Origin of the sequence: Mesorhizobium sp. CO1-1-11, assembly GCF_020164995.1 — a bacterium.
Taxonomy (GTDB): domain Bacteria; phylum Pseudomonadota; class Alphaproteobacteria; order Rhizobiales; family Rhizobiaceae; genus Mesorhizobium; species Mesorhizobium australicum.
This window is the reverse complement of sequence record NZ_JAIUHE010000018.1, coordinates 50,010-64,384: the sequence shown is the minus strand read 5'-3', so window position 1 is coordinate 64,384 and position 14,375 is coordinate 50,010. Positions and strand designations below refer to the sequence as shown.

Annotated in this window: 14 protein-coding genes; 3 read left to right on the top strand and 11 right to left on the bottom strand. The window is 65.2% G+C overall.

Translation table 11 applies throughout. From position 1 onward, the window contains the following. Positions 1 to 9 precede the first annotated feature (9 nt). The 7 genes from dapB to LB554_RS21170 form a co-directional block, all read right to left on the bottom strand. Entirely contained in the window at positions 10 to 849 is an 840-nt protein-coding gene (gene dapB, locus LB554_RS21200) for a 4-hydroxy-tetrahydrodipicolinate reductase (RefSeq protein WP_140619833.1), read from the bottom strand. Beyond that, positions 846 to 2,705, bottom strand: a complete 1,860-nt coding sequence (locus LB554_RS21195; protein WP_224586797.1) for an ABC transporter ATP-binding protein — start codon at positions 2,703 to 2,705, stop codon at positions 846 to 848. The genes dapB and LB554_RS21195 overlap by 4 nt, the downstream gene beginning before the upstream one ends. Positions 2,706 to 2,782: 77 nt before the next feature. Beyond that, positions 2,783 to 3,829, bottom strand: a complete 1,047-nt coding sequence (locus LB554_RS21190; protein WP_015314710.1) for a glucokinase — start codon at positions 3,827 to 3,829, stop codon at positions 2,783 to 2,785. Between the two features lie 183 nt (positions 3,830 to 4,012). Continuing rightward, complete coding sequence (gene mepA, locus LB554_RS21185) at positions 4,013 to 5,098, bottom strand: penicillin-insensitive murein endopeptidase (RefSeq protein WP_140619836.1); 1,086 nt, start codon at positions 5,096 to 5,098, stop codon at positions 4,013 to 4,015. Between the two features lie 64 nt (positions 5,099 to 5,162). Then, positions 5,163 to 6,071 carry an SDR family oxidoreductase gene (locus tag LB554_RS21180; RefSeq protein WP_224586795.1) on the bottom strand — a complete coding sequence of 303 codons (909 nt, stop codon included), beginning with the start codon at positions 6,069 to 6,071 and terminating at the stop codon, positions 5,163 to 5,165. Then, a complete protein-coding gene (gene queG, locus LB554_RS21175; protein WP_224586792.1) occupies positions 6,068 to 7,222 on the bottom strand; it encodes a tRNA epoxyqueuosine(34) reductase QueG in 1,155 nt (384 codons plus the stop codon). Before queG ends, LB554_RS21180 begins: the two co-directional genes overlap by 4 nt. Then, complete coding sequence (locus LB554_RS21170) at positions 7,203 to 7,895, bottom strand: glutathione S-transferase family protein (protein ID WP_015314714.1); 693 nt, start codon at positions 7,893 to 7,895, stop codon at positions 7,203 to 7,205. Before LB554_RS21170 ends, queG begins: the two co-directional genes overlap by 20 nt. Positions 7,896 to 8,127: 232 nt before the next feature. Here LB554_RS21170 and LB554_RS21165 point away from each other — a divergent pair, with 232 nt between their 5' ends. Then, complete coding sequence (locus LB554_RS21165) at positions 8,128 to 8,934, top strand: undecaprenyl-diphosphate phosphatase (protein ID WP_015314715.1); 807 nt, start codon at positions 8,128 to 8,130, stop codon at positions 8,932 to 8,934. 118 nt (positions 8,935 to 9,052) lie between these two features. Here LB554_RS21165 and LB554_RS21160 read toward each other — a convergent pair whose 3' ends face one another. Next, positions 9,053 to 9,430, bottom strand: coding sequence for a YraN family protein (locus LB554_RS21160; RefSeq protein WP_015314716.1), 378 nt, complete (start codon positions 9,428 to 9,430; stop codon positions 9,053 to 9,055). 81 nt (positions 9,431 to 9,511) lie between these two features. Further along, the gene (gene rsmI / locus LB554_RS21155) at positions 9,512 to 10,408 is read right to left on the bottom strand and encodes a 16S rRNA (cytidine(1402)-2'-O)-methyltransferase (RefSeq protein WP_224586790.1); all 897 of its coding nucleotides are present in this window, start codon (positions 10,406 to 10,408) and stop codon (positions 9,512 to 9,514) included. A 165-nt stretch (positions 10,409 to 10,573) separates the two neighbouring features. Here rsmI and LB554_RS21150 point away from each other — a divergent pair, with 165 nt between their 5' ends. Together LB554_RS21150 and LB554_RS21145 are read left to right on the top strand one after the other, a co-directional pair. Beyond that, positions 10,574 to 10,759 carry a hypothetical protein gene (locus tag LB554_RS21150; RefSeq protein WP_015314718.1) on the top strand — a complete coding sequence of 62 codons (186 nt, stop codon included), beginning with the start codon at positions 10,574 to 10,576 and terminating at the stop codon, positions 10,757 to 10,759. A gap of 7 nt (positions 10,760 to 10,766) precedes the next feature. Next, the gene (locus LB554_RS21145; RefSeq protein ID WP_015314719.1) at positions 10,767 to 10,955 is read left to right on the top strand and encodes a hypothetical protein; all 189 of its coding nucleotides are present in this window, start codon (positions 10,767 to 10,769) and stop codon (positions 10,953 to 10,955) included. A gap of 97 nt (positions 10,956 to 11,052) precedes the next feature. On the opposite strand, the gene LB554_RS21140 is transcribed toward LB554_RS21145, so the two are convergent. Further along, positions 11,053 to 12,222, bottom strand: coding sequence for a trans-sulfuration enzyme family protein (locus LB554_RS21140; protein ID WP_224524798.1), 1,170 nt, complete (start codon positions 12,220 to 12,222; stop codon positions 11,053 to 11,055). After that, positions 12,219 to 13,658: a pyridoxal-phosphate dependent enzyme gene (locus LB554_RS21135; RefSeq protein ID WP_224586788.1), complete on the bottom strand. Its 1,440-nt coding sequence runs from the start codon at positions 13,656 to 13,658 to the stop codon at positions 12,219 to 12,221. The genes LB554_RS21140 and LB554_RS21135 overlap by 4 nt, the downstream gene beginning before the upstream one ends. Between the last annotated feature and the right edge of the window lie 717 nt (positions 13,659 to 14,375).

Genomic DNA, 14,375 nt, shown 5'->3' with positions numbered 1-14,375 from the left:
AGGGTCGTTTCAGGCAAGCCCAAGCACGTCCCGCATCGAATACAGTCCCGGCTTCTGGCCATGCGCCCAAAGTGCGGCCTTGACGGCACCGCGGGCGAAGATGGCGCGGTCCTCGGCATGGTGCGACAGCGTGATGCGCTCGCCGGTGCCGGCCAGGATCACGCTGTGGTCGCCAACCACCGAGCCACCGCGCAACGTGGCAAAACCGATCGAGCCGGTTTGTCGCACACCCGTATGGCCGTCGCGCGAACGCACATCATTGCCGGCCAGCGCGATGCCGCGCCCGGCGGCGGCCGCTTCGCCGAGCAGAAGCGCGGTGCCCGAAGGCGCGTCGACCTTGTGCCTGTGGTGCATTTCGAGGATCTCGATGTCGAAATCGTCGGCGTCGAGCGCGCGTGCCGCCTGTTCGACCAGCACCGCCAGCAGATTGACGCCGAGGCTCATATTGCCCGACTTGACGATGGTCGCGTGGCGGGCGGCGGCAGCGATTTTCGCGTTGTCGTCGGCCGAACAGCCTGTCGTGCCGATGACATGGACGATGCGCGCCTGCGCCGCGTAACCGGCGAACTCGACCGTCGAGGCCGGGGTGGTGAAATCGAGCACGCCGTCGGCCCTGGCGAAGACCGGCAACGGATCGCTGCCGATCGCCACGTCGATGCGGCCGACGCCGGCGAGTTCCCCCGCATCCTTGCCCAGGTGAGGCGAATCCGGGCGCTCGACCGCGCCGATGACGCGGGCGCCCGGAATGGCGTGGATGGCGCGGATCAGCGTCTGGCCCATGCGACCGGCCGCGCCGGCCACCACAAGGCCCATATCGCCGGCCGGCTCGCCTGATGTGGTCTCGCTCATGGCGTGCTCCCGGCGATGTCCCGGGTCTCTAGTTCCTGAACCGAACTCTCGGCCGGGGCGCTGTCGTCGACAAGCCCCAGGCCCTTGACGCCCTGTATCCGGTGGAAACGGGCATAGACGCTGTGCGGGTCGGCCATCAGCGAGGCATGCGTGCCCTCTTCGACCAGATGGCCCTGTTCCAGCACGATGATGTGGTCGGCATTGACCACGGTGGACAGGCGGTGCGCAATGACGATGGTGGTGCGCCCTTCCATGACCTTGGTGAGCGCCTGCTGGACGCGCGCTTCGGCCTCGTTGTCGAGCGCCGATGTCGCCTCGTCGAGCAGCAGGATCGGCGCCTGGCGCACAATGGCGCGGGCAATCGACACGCGCTGGCGCTGGCCGCCGGAAAGCGTGGCGCCATTCTCGCCGACCGGCGTGTCATACCCTTGCGGCTGCTGGCGGATGAACTCGTCGGCCGCGGCCAGTCGCGCGGCCTGCTCGATCTCGGCATCGGTGGCCGAGGGGCGGCCATAGCGGATGTTGTCGCGGATGGTGCCCTCGAACAGATAGGGCGCCTGCGAGACATAGGCTATCGAGCCGCGCAGCGACTGTTTGGTGACCTTGGAAATGTCCTGGCCATCGATCTCGATCGTACCGCTCTCGACGTCGTAGAAGCGCTGCAGCAGCGCCACCAGTGTGGTCTTGCCGGCACCGGAGGCGCCGATGACGGCGGTCATCTTGCCGGCGGCGGCGACAAAGCTGAGGTCCTGAAGGACAGGCGTCTCTTCGACATAGCGGAAGGACACGTTGTTGAAGCGCACTTCGCCCGTGGTGAAGTTTGCCTTGGTAGCGCCAGGCGCGTCGCCCTGCTTCGGCTCGAGGTCGAGCAGTTCGTAGATCATGCGTGCATTGACCAGAGCCCGTTCCATGCCGACCTGCATGCGTGCCAAGCGGCGCGCCGGATCATAGGCCAGGATCAGCGCCGTGATGAAGGAGAAGACCGCGCCAGGCGGCTGCCCGAGAACCAGAGCCCGGTAACCGGAATAGGCGATGACGGAGGTGACGGCGAAGCCGGCCAGCATGTCGGAAATCGGCGACAGCCGTTCGGAGACGCGGGCAATCTTGTTCGAGCGCTGTTCGGCGTCGCTGGCGAGCTTGCCGATGCGGCCGGACAGTTCGTCCTCCATGGTGAAGGCCTTGACGATGGCGATGCCTTGCGTGGCTTCCTGCACGGCGCCGATCAGGCGCGAATTGATCAGCACGGATTCGCGGGTAATGCGCCGCACGCGACGGGTGAGGTAGACGACGGCCCAGATCAGCGGCGGTCCGATCAGCAGCGAACTGAGCGACAGGACCGGATCCTGGTAGACCATGACGCCGAGCAGGCCGAGCAGCGTCACCGCGTCGCGGGTGATCGAGGTCAGCGTCAAGGACAGGAGGTCGCGGATGCCGCCGACGTTTTCGTTGACCTGCGCCGCCAGCCGGCCGGAGCGTGTATCATTGAAGAAGCCGACGCCGAGCTTCATCAGGTGATCGAAAATGCGCTTCTGGTAGCGCGCCACCAGATTGTTGCCGATCTTGGCCAGCGCCACCGCCTGGCCATAGCCGGCAAAGCCACGCAGCAGGAAGGCCGCCATGAAGCCTGCGCAGATCCACACGATCGCGTCGCCACGCCGTTCGTAGAAGATCTGGTTGACCATCGGGGCCATGATCCAGGCCGTGAAGGCGGTCGTGCCCGAAACGATCAGCGAGCAGGTGATGACCATCACATAAGTCCAGCGATAGTCGTGGCTGTTCTCAGCGAGAATGCGGCGCAGCACCGCTGTGACCTCGCCGGGCCGGGCTTTCAGCTTGTTTGGAGTTTGAAGTGTCAAATCAGAGGGCTTTGTCGGTTTCGCTTCCCGTGGCCGGGCAATTCGGCACCCCTATTACCGCCAAGCAGCCGGCTTGCCTATGCCTTGGGGTGACTAACTTCGTCGCGCCAGCGCCGGCCCGATGTCTGGACGCCGAACAGCGAGGGGTTCCTGGCATAGGCGGCAAGGCCGAGAAGGGCAGCCAGCGGATGGGTGATGACATAGACCGGCATGGTGCGCATCAGCGCGCTGTGCGGCGCCTTGTCCTCGAAGGCGGCGCGGAAATTGCCCTCCTTCAGCGCCGGCACGATCTTTTGCGCGATGCCGCCGGTGAGGAACACGCCGCCCCGGCTCATGAACACCAGCGCCAGGTCGCCGGCGGTGCGGCCGAGGCAGGTGACGAAGGTCTCGAGCGCTTCCTGCGCCACCGGATCGGTCTTGGCCAGTGCCGCACCGGTGACTTCGGCCGGCGTGGTGAAGGGCGACGGCTTGCCATCCGCCCTGGCCACGGCCCGGTAGACGTTGACGAGACCGCGTCCGCACAGGATCTGTTCGCCCGAAATGCGGCCCTCGAGCTTCTCGATATGCGGGAAGACCTCGAAATCGCGCGGCGTGCGCGGTCCGATGTCCATATGGCCGCCTTCGCCGGGCACCGGGATCCAGTGATGCAGCGCGTGGACCAGCCCGGCGACACCGAGCCCGGTCCCGGGGCCAAGCACGACGCGGCCGGCATTGGGCTCCGGCGTGCCGCCGCCGATCTTTTCCATATGCTCTTCGCCAAGCGCCACGACGGCCAGCGCCTGCGCCTCGAAATCGTTGAGCACGACGATGTCGCTCAGCCCAAGATTGGCGAACATCTGCCTCGGCTTGACCACCCAGGGACAGTTGGTGAGCTCGATCTCATCGCCGTCGACCGGGCCGGCCACGGCCAGCACCGCCGAATTTGGCCGGACCGACGAGCGGTCGAGCACCGCCGCCTGGATCGCCTCGTCGATGGTGTTGTAATTGGCGGTCTGGACGATGATCGGCTCGCCGGCCCCGGAATTGGCGTCGAGCACGATCGAAAACCGCGCATTGGTGCCGCCGATATCGCCGATCAGGATCGGAAACCGCAGCAAAGTCTCGTCATCGCCTGTGCTTGGCATGCTCTCGTCCGTCCCCCGGCGCCCGCGACGGCATTCGCGGTTCCTGCGTTGACTAGCGCATGAGTTTGAAAAGGGAAACGGTTTTCGGACCTGGTGGCGCGCAGGGAGAGGTTCTGCGGCCAAACGGCCACTGTTTCATGAAAACGGGGGCTAAACCGATTGAGCCTGCGGGTGGCGCGCCAATCACTTCGCTGGCGGCCGTGGCCGCGGCACCGGCACGCCGACCTCGGGCGTCGCGGTGAAGGCGTTCACCGCGCTTGGCAGGCCGGCGGTGCCGCTTGCCGTGACGGCGGGCAGCGACGGCGCTTCCGGCTCAGGCACCGCCACCGCGACCGGCACGGCGTCGCCGTGATAGGTCGCGGCCTCGGCCGAGGCAGGTCCCGGCGCGTCGAGCACCGCGCGGCATTCCTTGGGCAGGTTGGCCATCGTCATCAGGTCACGTGCCTTGGGCGCATCCGGGTTCTTGTTCGGCCGCCACGGCTCCTGCGTGAACCACCAGGCCAGCGGCTTGCCGCAGCCATCATCCTCCGGCGTTGCTTCCTGCGCCTTGCAATTGGGCGAGCCCGGCTGGCAGCCGATGCGCATGTGGAAATGGTAGTCGTGGCCCCAGAACGGCCTGATCTTGCGTAGCCACGAGCGGTCACTCTTGACCGTGTCGCAGAGCTTTTTCTTGATGCCGGGATTGACCAGGATGCGCTCGACCTCCGGATAGCTCGCCGCGCGCTTCAAAAGCCGCGTGTGCGCCGGCGTCCACAGCGCGTCTTTCACAAGATGCGTCTTGTCGTCGACCATCAAGGTGGCGCTCATGGTCTCGCGCTGCGCCCTGGTCATGGTGCGGTCGGGCATCGGCGTCAGCCAGATGTCGGCGTCGAGCCCGATCTGGTGCGAGGCATGACCTGATAGCATCGGGCCGCCGCGTGGCTGCGCGATGTCGCCGATCAACAGGCCCGGCCAACCGTCGGCGACGGCGTCGCGCGACAATCTCTCGATCAGCGCGATCATCGCCGGATGGCCCCAGCGGCGGTTGCGCGATGGCCGCATCACCTGCCAGGTCGGACCATCCATGGGAATGGCGACGCCGCCGGCAAAACAGCCCTTGGAATAGAAGCCGAAGGATTGCGGGGCGGTGGCCGTCGGCAGCTTCTCGGCGCCGAACAGGTCTTTCGCCCGCTCCTCGGCCGCTGCCGGCTGCGCGGCCAGGCCTGCCAGAGCCAGCGCTGCCGCCAATACCGCATTTCTGGGGCAAAGCGACCGCATCGATGATTTCATGAACCGCACCCCCGTGCCTGCAATCGCCGCATCATACCACGCCAAGCGCCACGCTTCGATCATCCTATCCCTTCACGCCCCTCATCGGGCTGCGCGGCGCACCGTCACGCCAGTCGCCGCTTGCCCACATATGGTCGAAAGCGGCGCGATAATCGGGAAATCGAAACCGATAGCCCGCCGCCTTGATCGCCGCATTGGTGACCCGCTTGTTCTCGCCATAGAAGGACCGCGCCATGGGCGAAAGTTGGGCGGTGTCGAAGGGAATTTCGGGCGGCGGCTCAACGCTCATCAGATGTGCGGCGTAGGCGACGACATCCTGCGGCGGCGCCGGCTCATCGTCGGTGACGTTGAAGATGCCGCCTCTATTGCCGCTGATCAGATGCCACAGCGCGCCTGATATGTCGTCGCAATGGATGCGGTTGAACACCTGGTCCGGCTTGACCAGCCGCCTGGCAGTGCCGTTCTCCAGATTGACCAGCGCGTTGCGGCCGGGACCGTAAATACCGGACAGCCGCAGGATCGCCACTGGGCGCCCGATGTCCTCGCCAAGCCTCTGCCAGGCCCGCTCGGCCTCGACCCGCATCACCGAACGCTTCGACACCGGCCGGCAGGCGGCCATCTCGTCGACCCAGGCGCCGCCATGATCCCCATAGACGCCAACGGTCGAGAGATAGCCTATCCATTCCAGCGCCGGCATCCCTGCGATTGCCTGGCGAGCGGCATTCAACACCGGATCGCCGGCTTCTTCAGGGCCGACCGAAACCACCAGATGCGTGGTTTTCTCCAGCGCAGCGCCGATTTCGTTCGTCAACTTGCCGTCGAACAGCAGCGGGACGATGCCGGCCTGGCGCAGCGCTTCGAATTTTTCCTCGGAGCGTGTCGTGCCGAAGATGCTGGCGGCTCCCCTATTGGCGCGGGCAAAGGCCGTTCCGGAATAGCCGGCACCGAAGATGAAGACCTGTTTTCCGCTCATGGATGCGCCCTGCTTGGCCGCGCCAGGCGCCATTCCTCGCGCACCGCCGCGTCGTCCTCACTGTTCAAGCCGTTCGCGGCCCGTTCGGCATATTCGGTTTCCGGCACCAGCCGCGCCAGCGCCCATATTGCCGCGCCCCGCACCAGCGGCGAGGCATCGCCGAGCAGGTCCCGGACGACGCCGACGAGCGCGCCGTCGCAGGAATTGCCGGCGGCGATCAGCACGTTGCGGACGAAACGGTCGCGGCCGATGCGTTTGATCGGCGAACCGGAGAAGAAGGCGCGGAAGCCGGCATCGTCGAGGGCCAAGAGATCGGCGAGCGGCGGCTCGCGCAGATCGTCGCGCGCGGCGAGCTTGGCCTCGGACGCGGCGCGGGCGAATTTGTTCCAAGGACAGGCGGCGAGGCAGTCGTCGCAGCCATAGATGCGGTTGCCGATCTTTTCCCGAAATTCATGCGGGATCGGCCCCTTGTTCTCGATCGTGAGATAGGAGATGCAGCGCCGCGCATCGAGCCTGTAGGGCGCGGGGAACGCGTCGGTCGGGCAGGCGTCGAGGCAGGCGCGGCAGGAGCCGCAATGGTCGATCTCGGGCTTGTCCGGTTCCAGTTCGACCGTGGTGAAGATGGTGCCGAGGAACAGCCAGGAGCCGTGCTCGCGGCTGACCAGGTTGGTGTGCTTGCCTTGCCAGCCCAGCCCCGCTGCTTCCGCCAACGGCTTTTCCATCACGGGCGCCGTGTCGACGAAGACCTTCACGTCGCCGCCGGCGCGCGCGACGATCTTGCCGGCGATCTCCTTCAGCCGGCCCTTCATGACCTCGTGATAGTCGCGGTTTTTCGCGTAGACCGAGATCGCGCCGCGATCGCGCCTGGCCAGCACGTCGCGCGGATCATGGTCCGGCCCGTAATTCATCGCCAGCACGATGATCGAGCGCACGTCGGGCCACAGCGTGGATGGCTCGCCGCGGCGCGCAATCGTCTCGGCGATCCAGTCCATCGAGCCGTGAAAGCCGTCGGCGACGAATTCGGCCAGGCGCGCCGGAGCCAGCGGGATGGCATTGGGGGTGGTGACGGCGACCGCGTCGAAGCCGGCGCGCCGCGCCTCCGCGTCGATCAGCGCGCGCAGTTTCGACGCGTCAGAAGTCGAGATCCGCATAGTGCGATACCGGTGACAGGCCGCGCACGCGGTCGGTCAGGAGCGGCCGGAAGGAGGGCCGCGACTTCACCCGCGTGTACCATTCGCGCGCGGCGGGGTGTTCGCGCCAGTCAATCTCGCCGAGATAGTCGAGCACCGACAGCGTCGCGGCGGCCGCCAGATCGGCATAGGTGACCCTGCCGCCGGCCAGCCAATGACGGGTGCCCGCCAGCCAGTTGGTGTATTTCATGTGCTGGCGGATGTTGGCGCGCGCGGCGCGGATGGCGCCTGAATCGGGCGAGCCGCCGCCCGCCGTTTCCGGCATCACCGGCTTCAGCACGCGTTCGCGCACCAGATGGCGCGTCACTTCGCTTTCGGCCTTGTTGAGATACCAGTCGATCAGCCGGCGGATTTCGGCGCGCTGCATCGGGTCCTCGGCGAACAGCCGCTTGTCGCGCTTGAGCACGCCGCGCGTCTCGTCGAGATATTCGGAAATCACTGTCGCGCCGATGATCGGCACGTCACCTTCGGCCAGCAGGATCGGCAGTGTGCCGGCCGGGTTCAGCGCCAAGAACTCCTTGCGCCGCGTCCACGGCTTTTCCTCGATCAGCGCCAGCTCCTCGCCATACTCGCCAAAGGCGAGGCGGACGAAGCGGCAGGTAGCGAACATGGGATGGTGGAAAAGCGTCAGCATGGTTCCGCGATGATAAAGCGCACTGGTGTCGTTCAGAATCCGGAATTCGCGCGTCGCGCTCGTTCCAGGTATGGCGAATTCCGGATTGCCACACTGGCGAATCGCAGGGCGCACCGGTAAGTCTTGGCCGCCCGGCTAGCGGGCCGTCAGGGGTGTTGCGACCTATAGGGGGACTTCGGCGCCATGACAAGCAAGCCATTCTGTTAGCCGTCACGCCAATGCCGAGGTAGAAATGGAAAGCCAGACCATCGTCGAAGCCCTGCTGCTTGGCCTGCTGGAGGGGTTGACCGAATTCATCCCGGTGTCCTCGACCGGCCACATCCTGCTCGCCGGCCATTTCCTCGGCTTCCAGTCGACCGGCAAGGCCTTCGAGATCCTGATCCAGCTCGGCGCCATCCTGGCCATCCTCAGCGTCTATTTCCGGCGCCTGTGGCAGATGCTGCTCGACCTGCCGCATGACCGGCTGACGCGGCATTTCGTCATCGGCATCCTCATCGCCTTCCTGCCGGCGGCGATCATCGGCGCGCTGGCGCATGACTTCATCAAGACGGTGCTGTTCGAATCACCCCGGTTGATCTGCATCATGCTGATCATCGGCGGCGTCGTGCTGCTGGTCGTCGACCGCATGAACCTCAAGCCGGTCTATCGCGACGTCGAGCGGTTCCCGACCAGACTCTACCTGCAGATCGGGCTGTTCCAGTGCCTGTCGCTGATCCCCGGCACGTCGCGCTCGGGCTCGACCATCGTCGGCGCGCTGCTTCTGGGTGTAGACAAGCGGGCGGCGGCGGAATTTTCCTTCTTCCTCGCCATCCCGACCATGGTCGGCGCCTTCGCCTTCGACCTGTTCAAGAACCGCAACGTGCTGACCTCGGCCGATCTGCCGATCATCGCCATCGGCTTCGTCGCCGCTTTCGTCACGGCCTTGGTCGTGGTGCGCTACCTGCTCGACTACGTCTCGCGCAACGGCTACTCGCTGTTCGGCTGGTGGCGCCTGGTGGTGGGGATCGTCGGGCTGGTGGCGTTGATGATCTGGGGCTGAACGTGCGTTGTTGCAGGCCCCTCACCGGGATTGCCAACCGAATTGAGAGGGGCAATTCGGGGCAACCCGAGCTCTCCCCTAGCGGCCGGATGAGGGGGCTGCCTCGCACGGATTTCTGTCAACTCCTTCCGTAAAACGCATTCGGGACATGCACCGGCCAGCGCCAGGGCAGCACGGCGACCATGTCGAAGCGCATCGACAGCCTGCCATAGTCGGGCTGGCGGGACAGCCAGATATCGGCAGCACCCTCGATGCGGCGCTCCGATTCGTGACCGATCGCCTCCATGGCCTCTATCAGCGTGCGGCGCGCCTTGACCTCGACGAACAGGACGAGGTCGCCGCGCCGCGCAATCAGGTCGATCTCGCCGAAGCGGGTGCGGTGGCGGCGCGCGAGAATCCGGTAGCCCTTCAACATCAGCGCGGCCGCCGCCAGCCATTCGCCGCGATGGCCGCGCCGGTAGGCCTTTTGGCGGCTGGCGCTCGGGCGCTCAGCCACCGCTGGTTTCTCGTTGCTCGGCCATGACTTTTGGACAAACGGAACCGTTTGTCCGAGAAAACCGGTTTCCGCTTTTCGCGATCATGGTCTGTCCTTGAGCTCGAGCAGCCGCCGATATAGCGCCTGCTTCTGGCCGCCGGTCATTTTCGCCGCTTCCGCCGCCGCCTTGGAGGCGGGCATTTCAGCGGCGAGCGACAAGAGCAGGCGATCGATGTCTTCAGGTTCGTCGGCCTTGGCCTCGGCGGCGCCGACGCAGACGACGATCTCGCCCTTGGGCGTATCGGCCGCCGCATAATGCTCGGCAAGCGTCCGCAGCGTGCCGGTGCGCATCTCCTCGAACGTCTTGGTCAATTCGCGGCCGATGGCGGCCTTGCGCTCGCCGCCGAGCGCCTCGACCATGGCGCCAAGCGACTCGGCCAGCCGGCGGGGCGATTCGAAGAAGATCAGCGTCGCCGGCACGGCTCTCAGCGCCTCCAGCCGGGCCAGCCGTTGTCCGGATTTAACGGGCAGGAAGCCGGCGAACAGGAAAGCGTCCGACGGCAGGCCCGACGCCGTCAGCGCGGCAAGCGGCGCCGAGGGGCCGGGGATCGGCACGACGCGGATGCCGTGGTCGAGCGCCTCGCCGACCAGCCGGTAGCCGGGATCGGAGACCAGCGGCGTGCCGGCATCCGAGATCAGCGCCACGCTCTGGCCGGCTTCGAGTGCGGCGATCAGCTTCGGCCCGGCCTCGCCCGCATTGTGTTCATGATAGGCCGTGGTGCGGCGGCGGATGCCGTAGCGGTCGAGCAGCACGCGCGACACGCGCGTGTCCTCGCAGGCGACAATGTCGGCGGCGGCCAGCGTCTCCAGCGCGCGCAGCGTGATGTCGGCGAGGTTGCCGATAGGCGTCGCCACCAGATAGAGCGCCGGATCGAGCGGACGGGCCGCGATCTCGGTCTGCCCGACCACATAGCTGCGCTTGCCCGTTTCGCCAGTCACCGATGCCGTCTCCGTTCAGCCTGTTGGCTTGCCAAACCCATTTGGCATGGCTGGCGCCGGCTTGCAAAACTCACACCCATGTAAGGCAGTCGCCATTCCTTCGCCACAGTAGGGAACGAAACCGGTTTTGGCAGATTTAGCCCCTGATTCCCAAGGGAGGACAGGATGGACAGCCTGACGATACAGGACGCTTTCGAGCCCTACTATGCCGGCCGCGGCCGAATTGCCGCACGCCAGGACAAGCGGCTGCCGGCCCGGGACGACACCAGCCTGACCAAGCAGGCCGCGATTGCCTTGCCGACGGATGTCAGGCTTTCCGACAACAAACCCGACAGCACGACGGAGCACTGACCGGACGATGCCCAATCGCTTCGATATTTTCATCACCCGTCTCGAAACGAAAACCGCGCGCCACGGCGTGCCGCTATCTCCGATAGGCGACCAGCACCGAGGGCGCCGCGACAAGGACAACGCCAAGCCGGTACGCTCCGGAGAATCCCACGCCGAGAAAGACCGCGGAAAGCATCGCCACAAACACGACGCCTGATCTGGTTCAGATCGGCGAGTTCATCGTCGTGGGCGGAGCAAGGCGCGACGCAGGGCATGCCCGCGAGCAACACGGGCCTCGGTCAGCCGAAAGGCACTCAGCCCCCCAGCGCCCGATCCAGATCGGCGATCAGATCGTCGCCATCCTCGATCCCCGCCGACAGCCGCACCAGCGAATCCGATATGCCGATCTCCGCCCGCTTCTCGGCGGGAATGGAGCCATGCGTCATCAGCGCCGGGTGCTCGATCAGGCTCTCCACCCCGCCAAGACTTTCGGCCAGCGTGAACAGCTGCGTGCGTTCGAGAAAGCGTTTGGTGCCGGCAAGATCGCGATCGAGCACAGCCGTGATCATGCCGCCGAAGGCATGCATCTGCTGGACTGCGATGGCGTGCTGGGGATGGCTGGCGAGGCCGGGATAGATGACGCGGCGCACATCTTTTCGCGCTTCCAGCCACTGCGCGATCTTCAGGCCGTTGGCGGAATGGCGCTCCATCCTGAGCGCCAGGGTCTTCAAACCGCGCAGCGCCAGGAAACTGTCGAACGGGCCTGATATGGCGCCGACGGCGTTCTGCAGGAATTTCAGCCGGTCGGCCAAATCCTTGTTGTCGCCGACCACGGCGACGCCGCCGACCATATCGGAATGGCCGTTCAGATATTTCGTCGTCGAATGGACCACGATGTCGATGCCGAGCTCCAGCGGCCGCTGGATGTAGGGGCTGCAGAAGGTGTTGTCGGCGACGGACAAGATTCCCTTGCGCTTCGCCAACGCCGCGACGCCTTCGAGATCGACGATGCGCAGCAATGGATTGGTCGGCGTCTCGACCCAAAGCATTTTTGTTTCCGGCCGGATCGCGGCTTCAACCGCGGCCAGATTGGTGAAATCGACGAAAGAAATTTGCAGATTGGCCGAGCGCTTGCGCACCCGCTCCATCAGCCGGAACGAGCCGCCATAAATGTCGTCGGTGGCGACGATATGCGCGCCGGAATCGAGCAATTCGAGCACCGTGGCGATCGACGCCAGGCCGGAAGCGAATGCGAAAGCCGCCGAGCCGCTTTCGAGATCGGCCACGGCGCGCTCGAAGGCGAATCGCGTCGGGTTCTGGCTGCGGGCATATTCGAAACCCTTGTGCACGCCGGGCGACTGCTGGCCATAGGTCGAGGTGGCGTAGATCGGCACCATCACCGCACCGGTGAGCGGGTCGTGGCTCTGGCCGCCATGGATGGTGCGCGTCGAAAACGCCAGGCGGTTCTTTCCGGATGTTGTCATCGTGCGCGCCTCAGATGGTTGATCAGGTCGATGCGGGTAATCAGGCCGACGAACTCGTCGCCGTCGAAGATGATGGCAACCTCGTTGCGGTCGAACACCGGCAGCAGCGCGTCCAGCGTCTGGCTGGCCTGCAGCGTGTGCAGGTTCGAGGTCATGGCTGTGCGCACCGGGCCGTTGAAGCGCTCCCAGCGCCCGTCATAGGGGCCGTCGACATGGGCAAGGATGTCGCTCTCGTCGACGATGCCGACGAGCTTACCATTGTCGAGCACCGGCAGTTGCGAGACATCGGAGCGGCGCATGCGTCCATAGGCGTTGAGCAGGCTCTCGTCCGGCCCGACATAGACAGTGTCGCCGGTACGGTGAGTGCGCATCACGAGATCGCGCAGGTCGCCATGCTGTTCGTGTTCGGCCAGTCCCTGTTCCGCCAGCCAAAAATCGTCGAACACTTTTGACAGGTACTTGTTGCCGCTGTCGCAGACGAAGGTGACCACGCGCTTGGGCACCGTCTGCTCGCGGCAATAGCGCAGCGCCGCCCACAACAACGTGCCCGAAGACGAGCCGGCCAGTATGCCTTCCCGGGACAACAGATCCCGCACCGCCAGCATGCTCTGCTTGTCCGTGATGGAATAGGCCTTCTTGACCAAAGACAGATCGGCATTGGGCGGCACGAAATCCTCGCCGATACCTTCCACGGTCCAGCTTCCCGCCTCTTCCATCTTGCCGGTCTTGATCAGCGGCGCCAGCACCGAGCCGACCGGATCGGCCAACACCATCTCCGTCTTCGGCGACACCTCGGCGAAGTAGCGGCCAAGTCCGGTCAGCGTGCCGCCCGAGCCGACGCCGACCACCACCGCGTCGACATCCCCGTCAAGCTGCGAGAAAATCTCCGGGCCGGTGGTCGTCTGATGCGCCAGCGGGTTGGCCGGATTGGCGAACTGGTTGGCGTAGAAGGCGCCGGGCAGTTCGGCGGCGATTTTTTCCGCCATGTCCTGGTAATATTCGGCATGGCCCTTGCCGACATCGGAACGCGTCATGCGCACTTCCGCGCCGAGCGCGCGCAGATGCTGGATTTTCTCGCGCGACATCTTGTCGGGCACGACCAGGATGATGCGGTAACCCTTGGGAATGCCGACCTGGGCGAGGCCAAGGCCGGTATTGCCGGCTGTCGCCTCGACGATGGTGCCGCCGGGCTTCAGCTTGCCCTGTTTTTCGGCCGCCGCGATCATCGACAGCGCGATACGGTCCTTGATCGAGCCGCCAGGGTTCTGGCTCTCGAGCTTGATGAACAGCCGGCATTTTCCGGTGTCGAACTTGGTCAGCTCGACGATGGGCGTCTGCCCGATCAGATCGAGCAACGACGCATAGGGCGGCCGGAGGCGCGAGAGCGCCCTATCCGAGGAGCCACTGTCGGCCGTGGTTTTTCTATGCTCACTCATGTCGGAGCCTCCATGGGTCAACCCTACCGTCTTTTCCAGCCGATCGCAGTTGGAAAGAAGATAGATCGTGCCAATCCGGTGGCCAGACGGGGAATGAAATTCCATGGGGCCGTCATCCAGGCGAGGCGGTGCCGACCGAAACGCCAGCGAGACAGCGCCAAGCCGTGGGACTGGACGGCGGCATGATCCGGTCCAGCGAAGGCGTCGCAACCTGATCACCGGCCAGCAGAATTTTCCGGCGCCGAGACCGCGCGCGCCGTGTGTGAGGCATTTGGGCTGAACGCCATCCCTCCGGCTGGTAGCTGGAGGGACTTAAGTCTTAGTTGAGCAATAGCTAATATATATGTAGCTTGGTCGTGCGGGGGACGATCCCAATCGAAGCCTAACCCGCGATGGCCGGTGCGACCTGCTTCCAACCCAAGCATCCCCGCACCGGCCATTCTTTTGGTCCGAGGGCATAGGAAAGCACTGGCTCGAAACCGGGCTGGGGAGGCATTGGGTCACTCGACGGAAGGAAGATCGCGCCTTTTGGCAGGCCGATTCGCATCCCCATTACCGCGGTCCATATCAAGCCACGTATATCTCGATTGACTAAAGTAATGGAACGTCCAATGGACAAGCACGGAACGTTCGAAGACCCCTCGGACCAAGGCCTGCTAGCGCGCAAGACTTTAGTCCTGCCGTTTTATAGTTAAGAACGGAAGTTGTTCAGACCGA

What these genes read in the sequence shown, in the direction of transcription:
- dapB (WP_140619833.1), bottom strand. Translation starts at nt 849, where the DNA reads ATGAGCGAGACCACATCAGGCGAGCCGGCCGGCGATATGGGCCTTGTG.
- LB554_RS21190 (WP_015314710.1), bottom strand. Translation starts at nt 3,829, where the DNA reads ATGCCAAGCACAGGCGATGACGAGACTTTGCTGCGGTTTCCGATCCTG.
- mepA (WP_140619836.1), bottom strand. Translation starts at nt 5,098, where the DNA reads ATGAAATCATCGATGCGGTCGCTTTGCCCCAGAAATGCGGTATTGGCG.
- LB554_RS21180 (WP_224586795.1), bottom strand. Translation starts at nt 6,071, where the DNA reads ATGAGCGGAAAACAGGTCTTCATCTTCGGTGCCGGCTATTCCGGAACG.
- queG (WP_224586792.1), bottom strand. Translation starts at nt 7,222, where the DNA reads ATGCGGATCTCGACTTCTGACGCGTCGAAACTGCGCGCGCTGATCGAC.
- LB554_RS21170 (WP_015314714.1), bottom strand. Translation starts at nt 7,895, where the DNA reads ATGCTGACGCTTTTCCACCATCCCATGTTCGCTACCTGCCGCTTCGTC.
- LB554_RS21165 (WP_015314715.1), top strand. Translation starts at nt 8,128, where the DNA reads ATGGAAAGCCAGACCATCGTCGAAGCCCTGCTGCTTGGCCTGCTGGAG.
- LB554_RS21150 (WP_015314718.1), top strand. Translation starts at nt 10,574, where the DNA reads ATGGACAGCCTGACGATACAGGACGCTTTCGAGCCCTACTATGCCGGC.
- LB554_RS21145 (WP_015314719.1), top strand. Translation starts at nt 10,767, where the DNA reads ATGCCCAATCGCTTCGATATTTTCATCACCCGTCTCGAAACGAAAACC.
- LB554_RS21140 (WP_224524798.1), bottom strand. Translation starts at nt 12,222, where the DNA reads ATGACAACATCCGGAAAGAACCGCCTGGCGTTTTCGACGCGCACCATC.
- LB554_RS21135 (WP_224586788.1), bottom strand. Translation starts at nt 13,658, where the DNA reads ATGAGTGAGCATAGAAAAACCACGGCCGACAGTGGCTCCTCGGATAGG.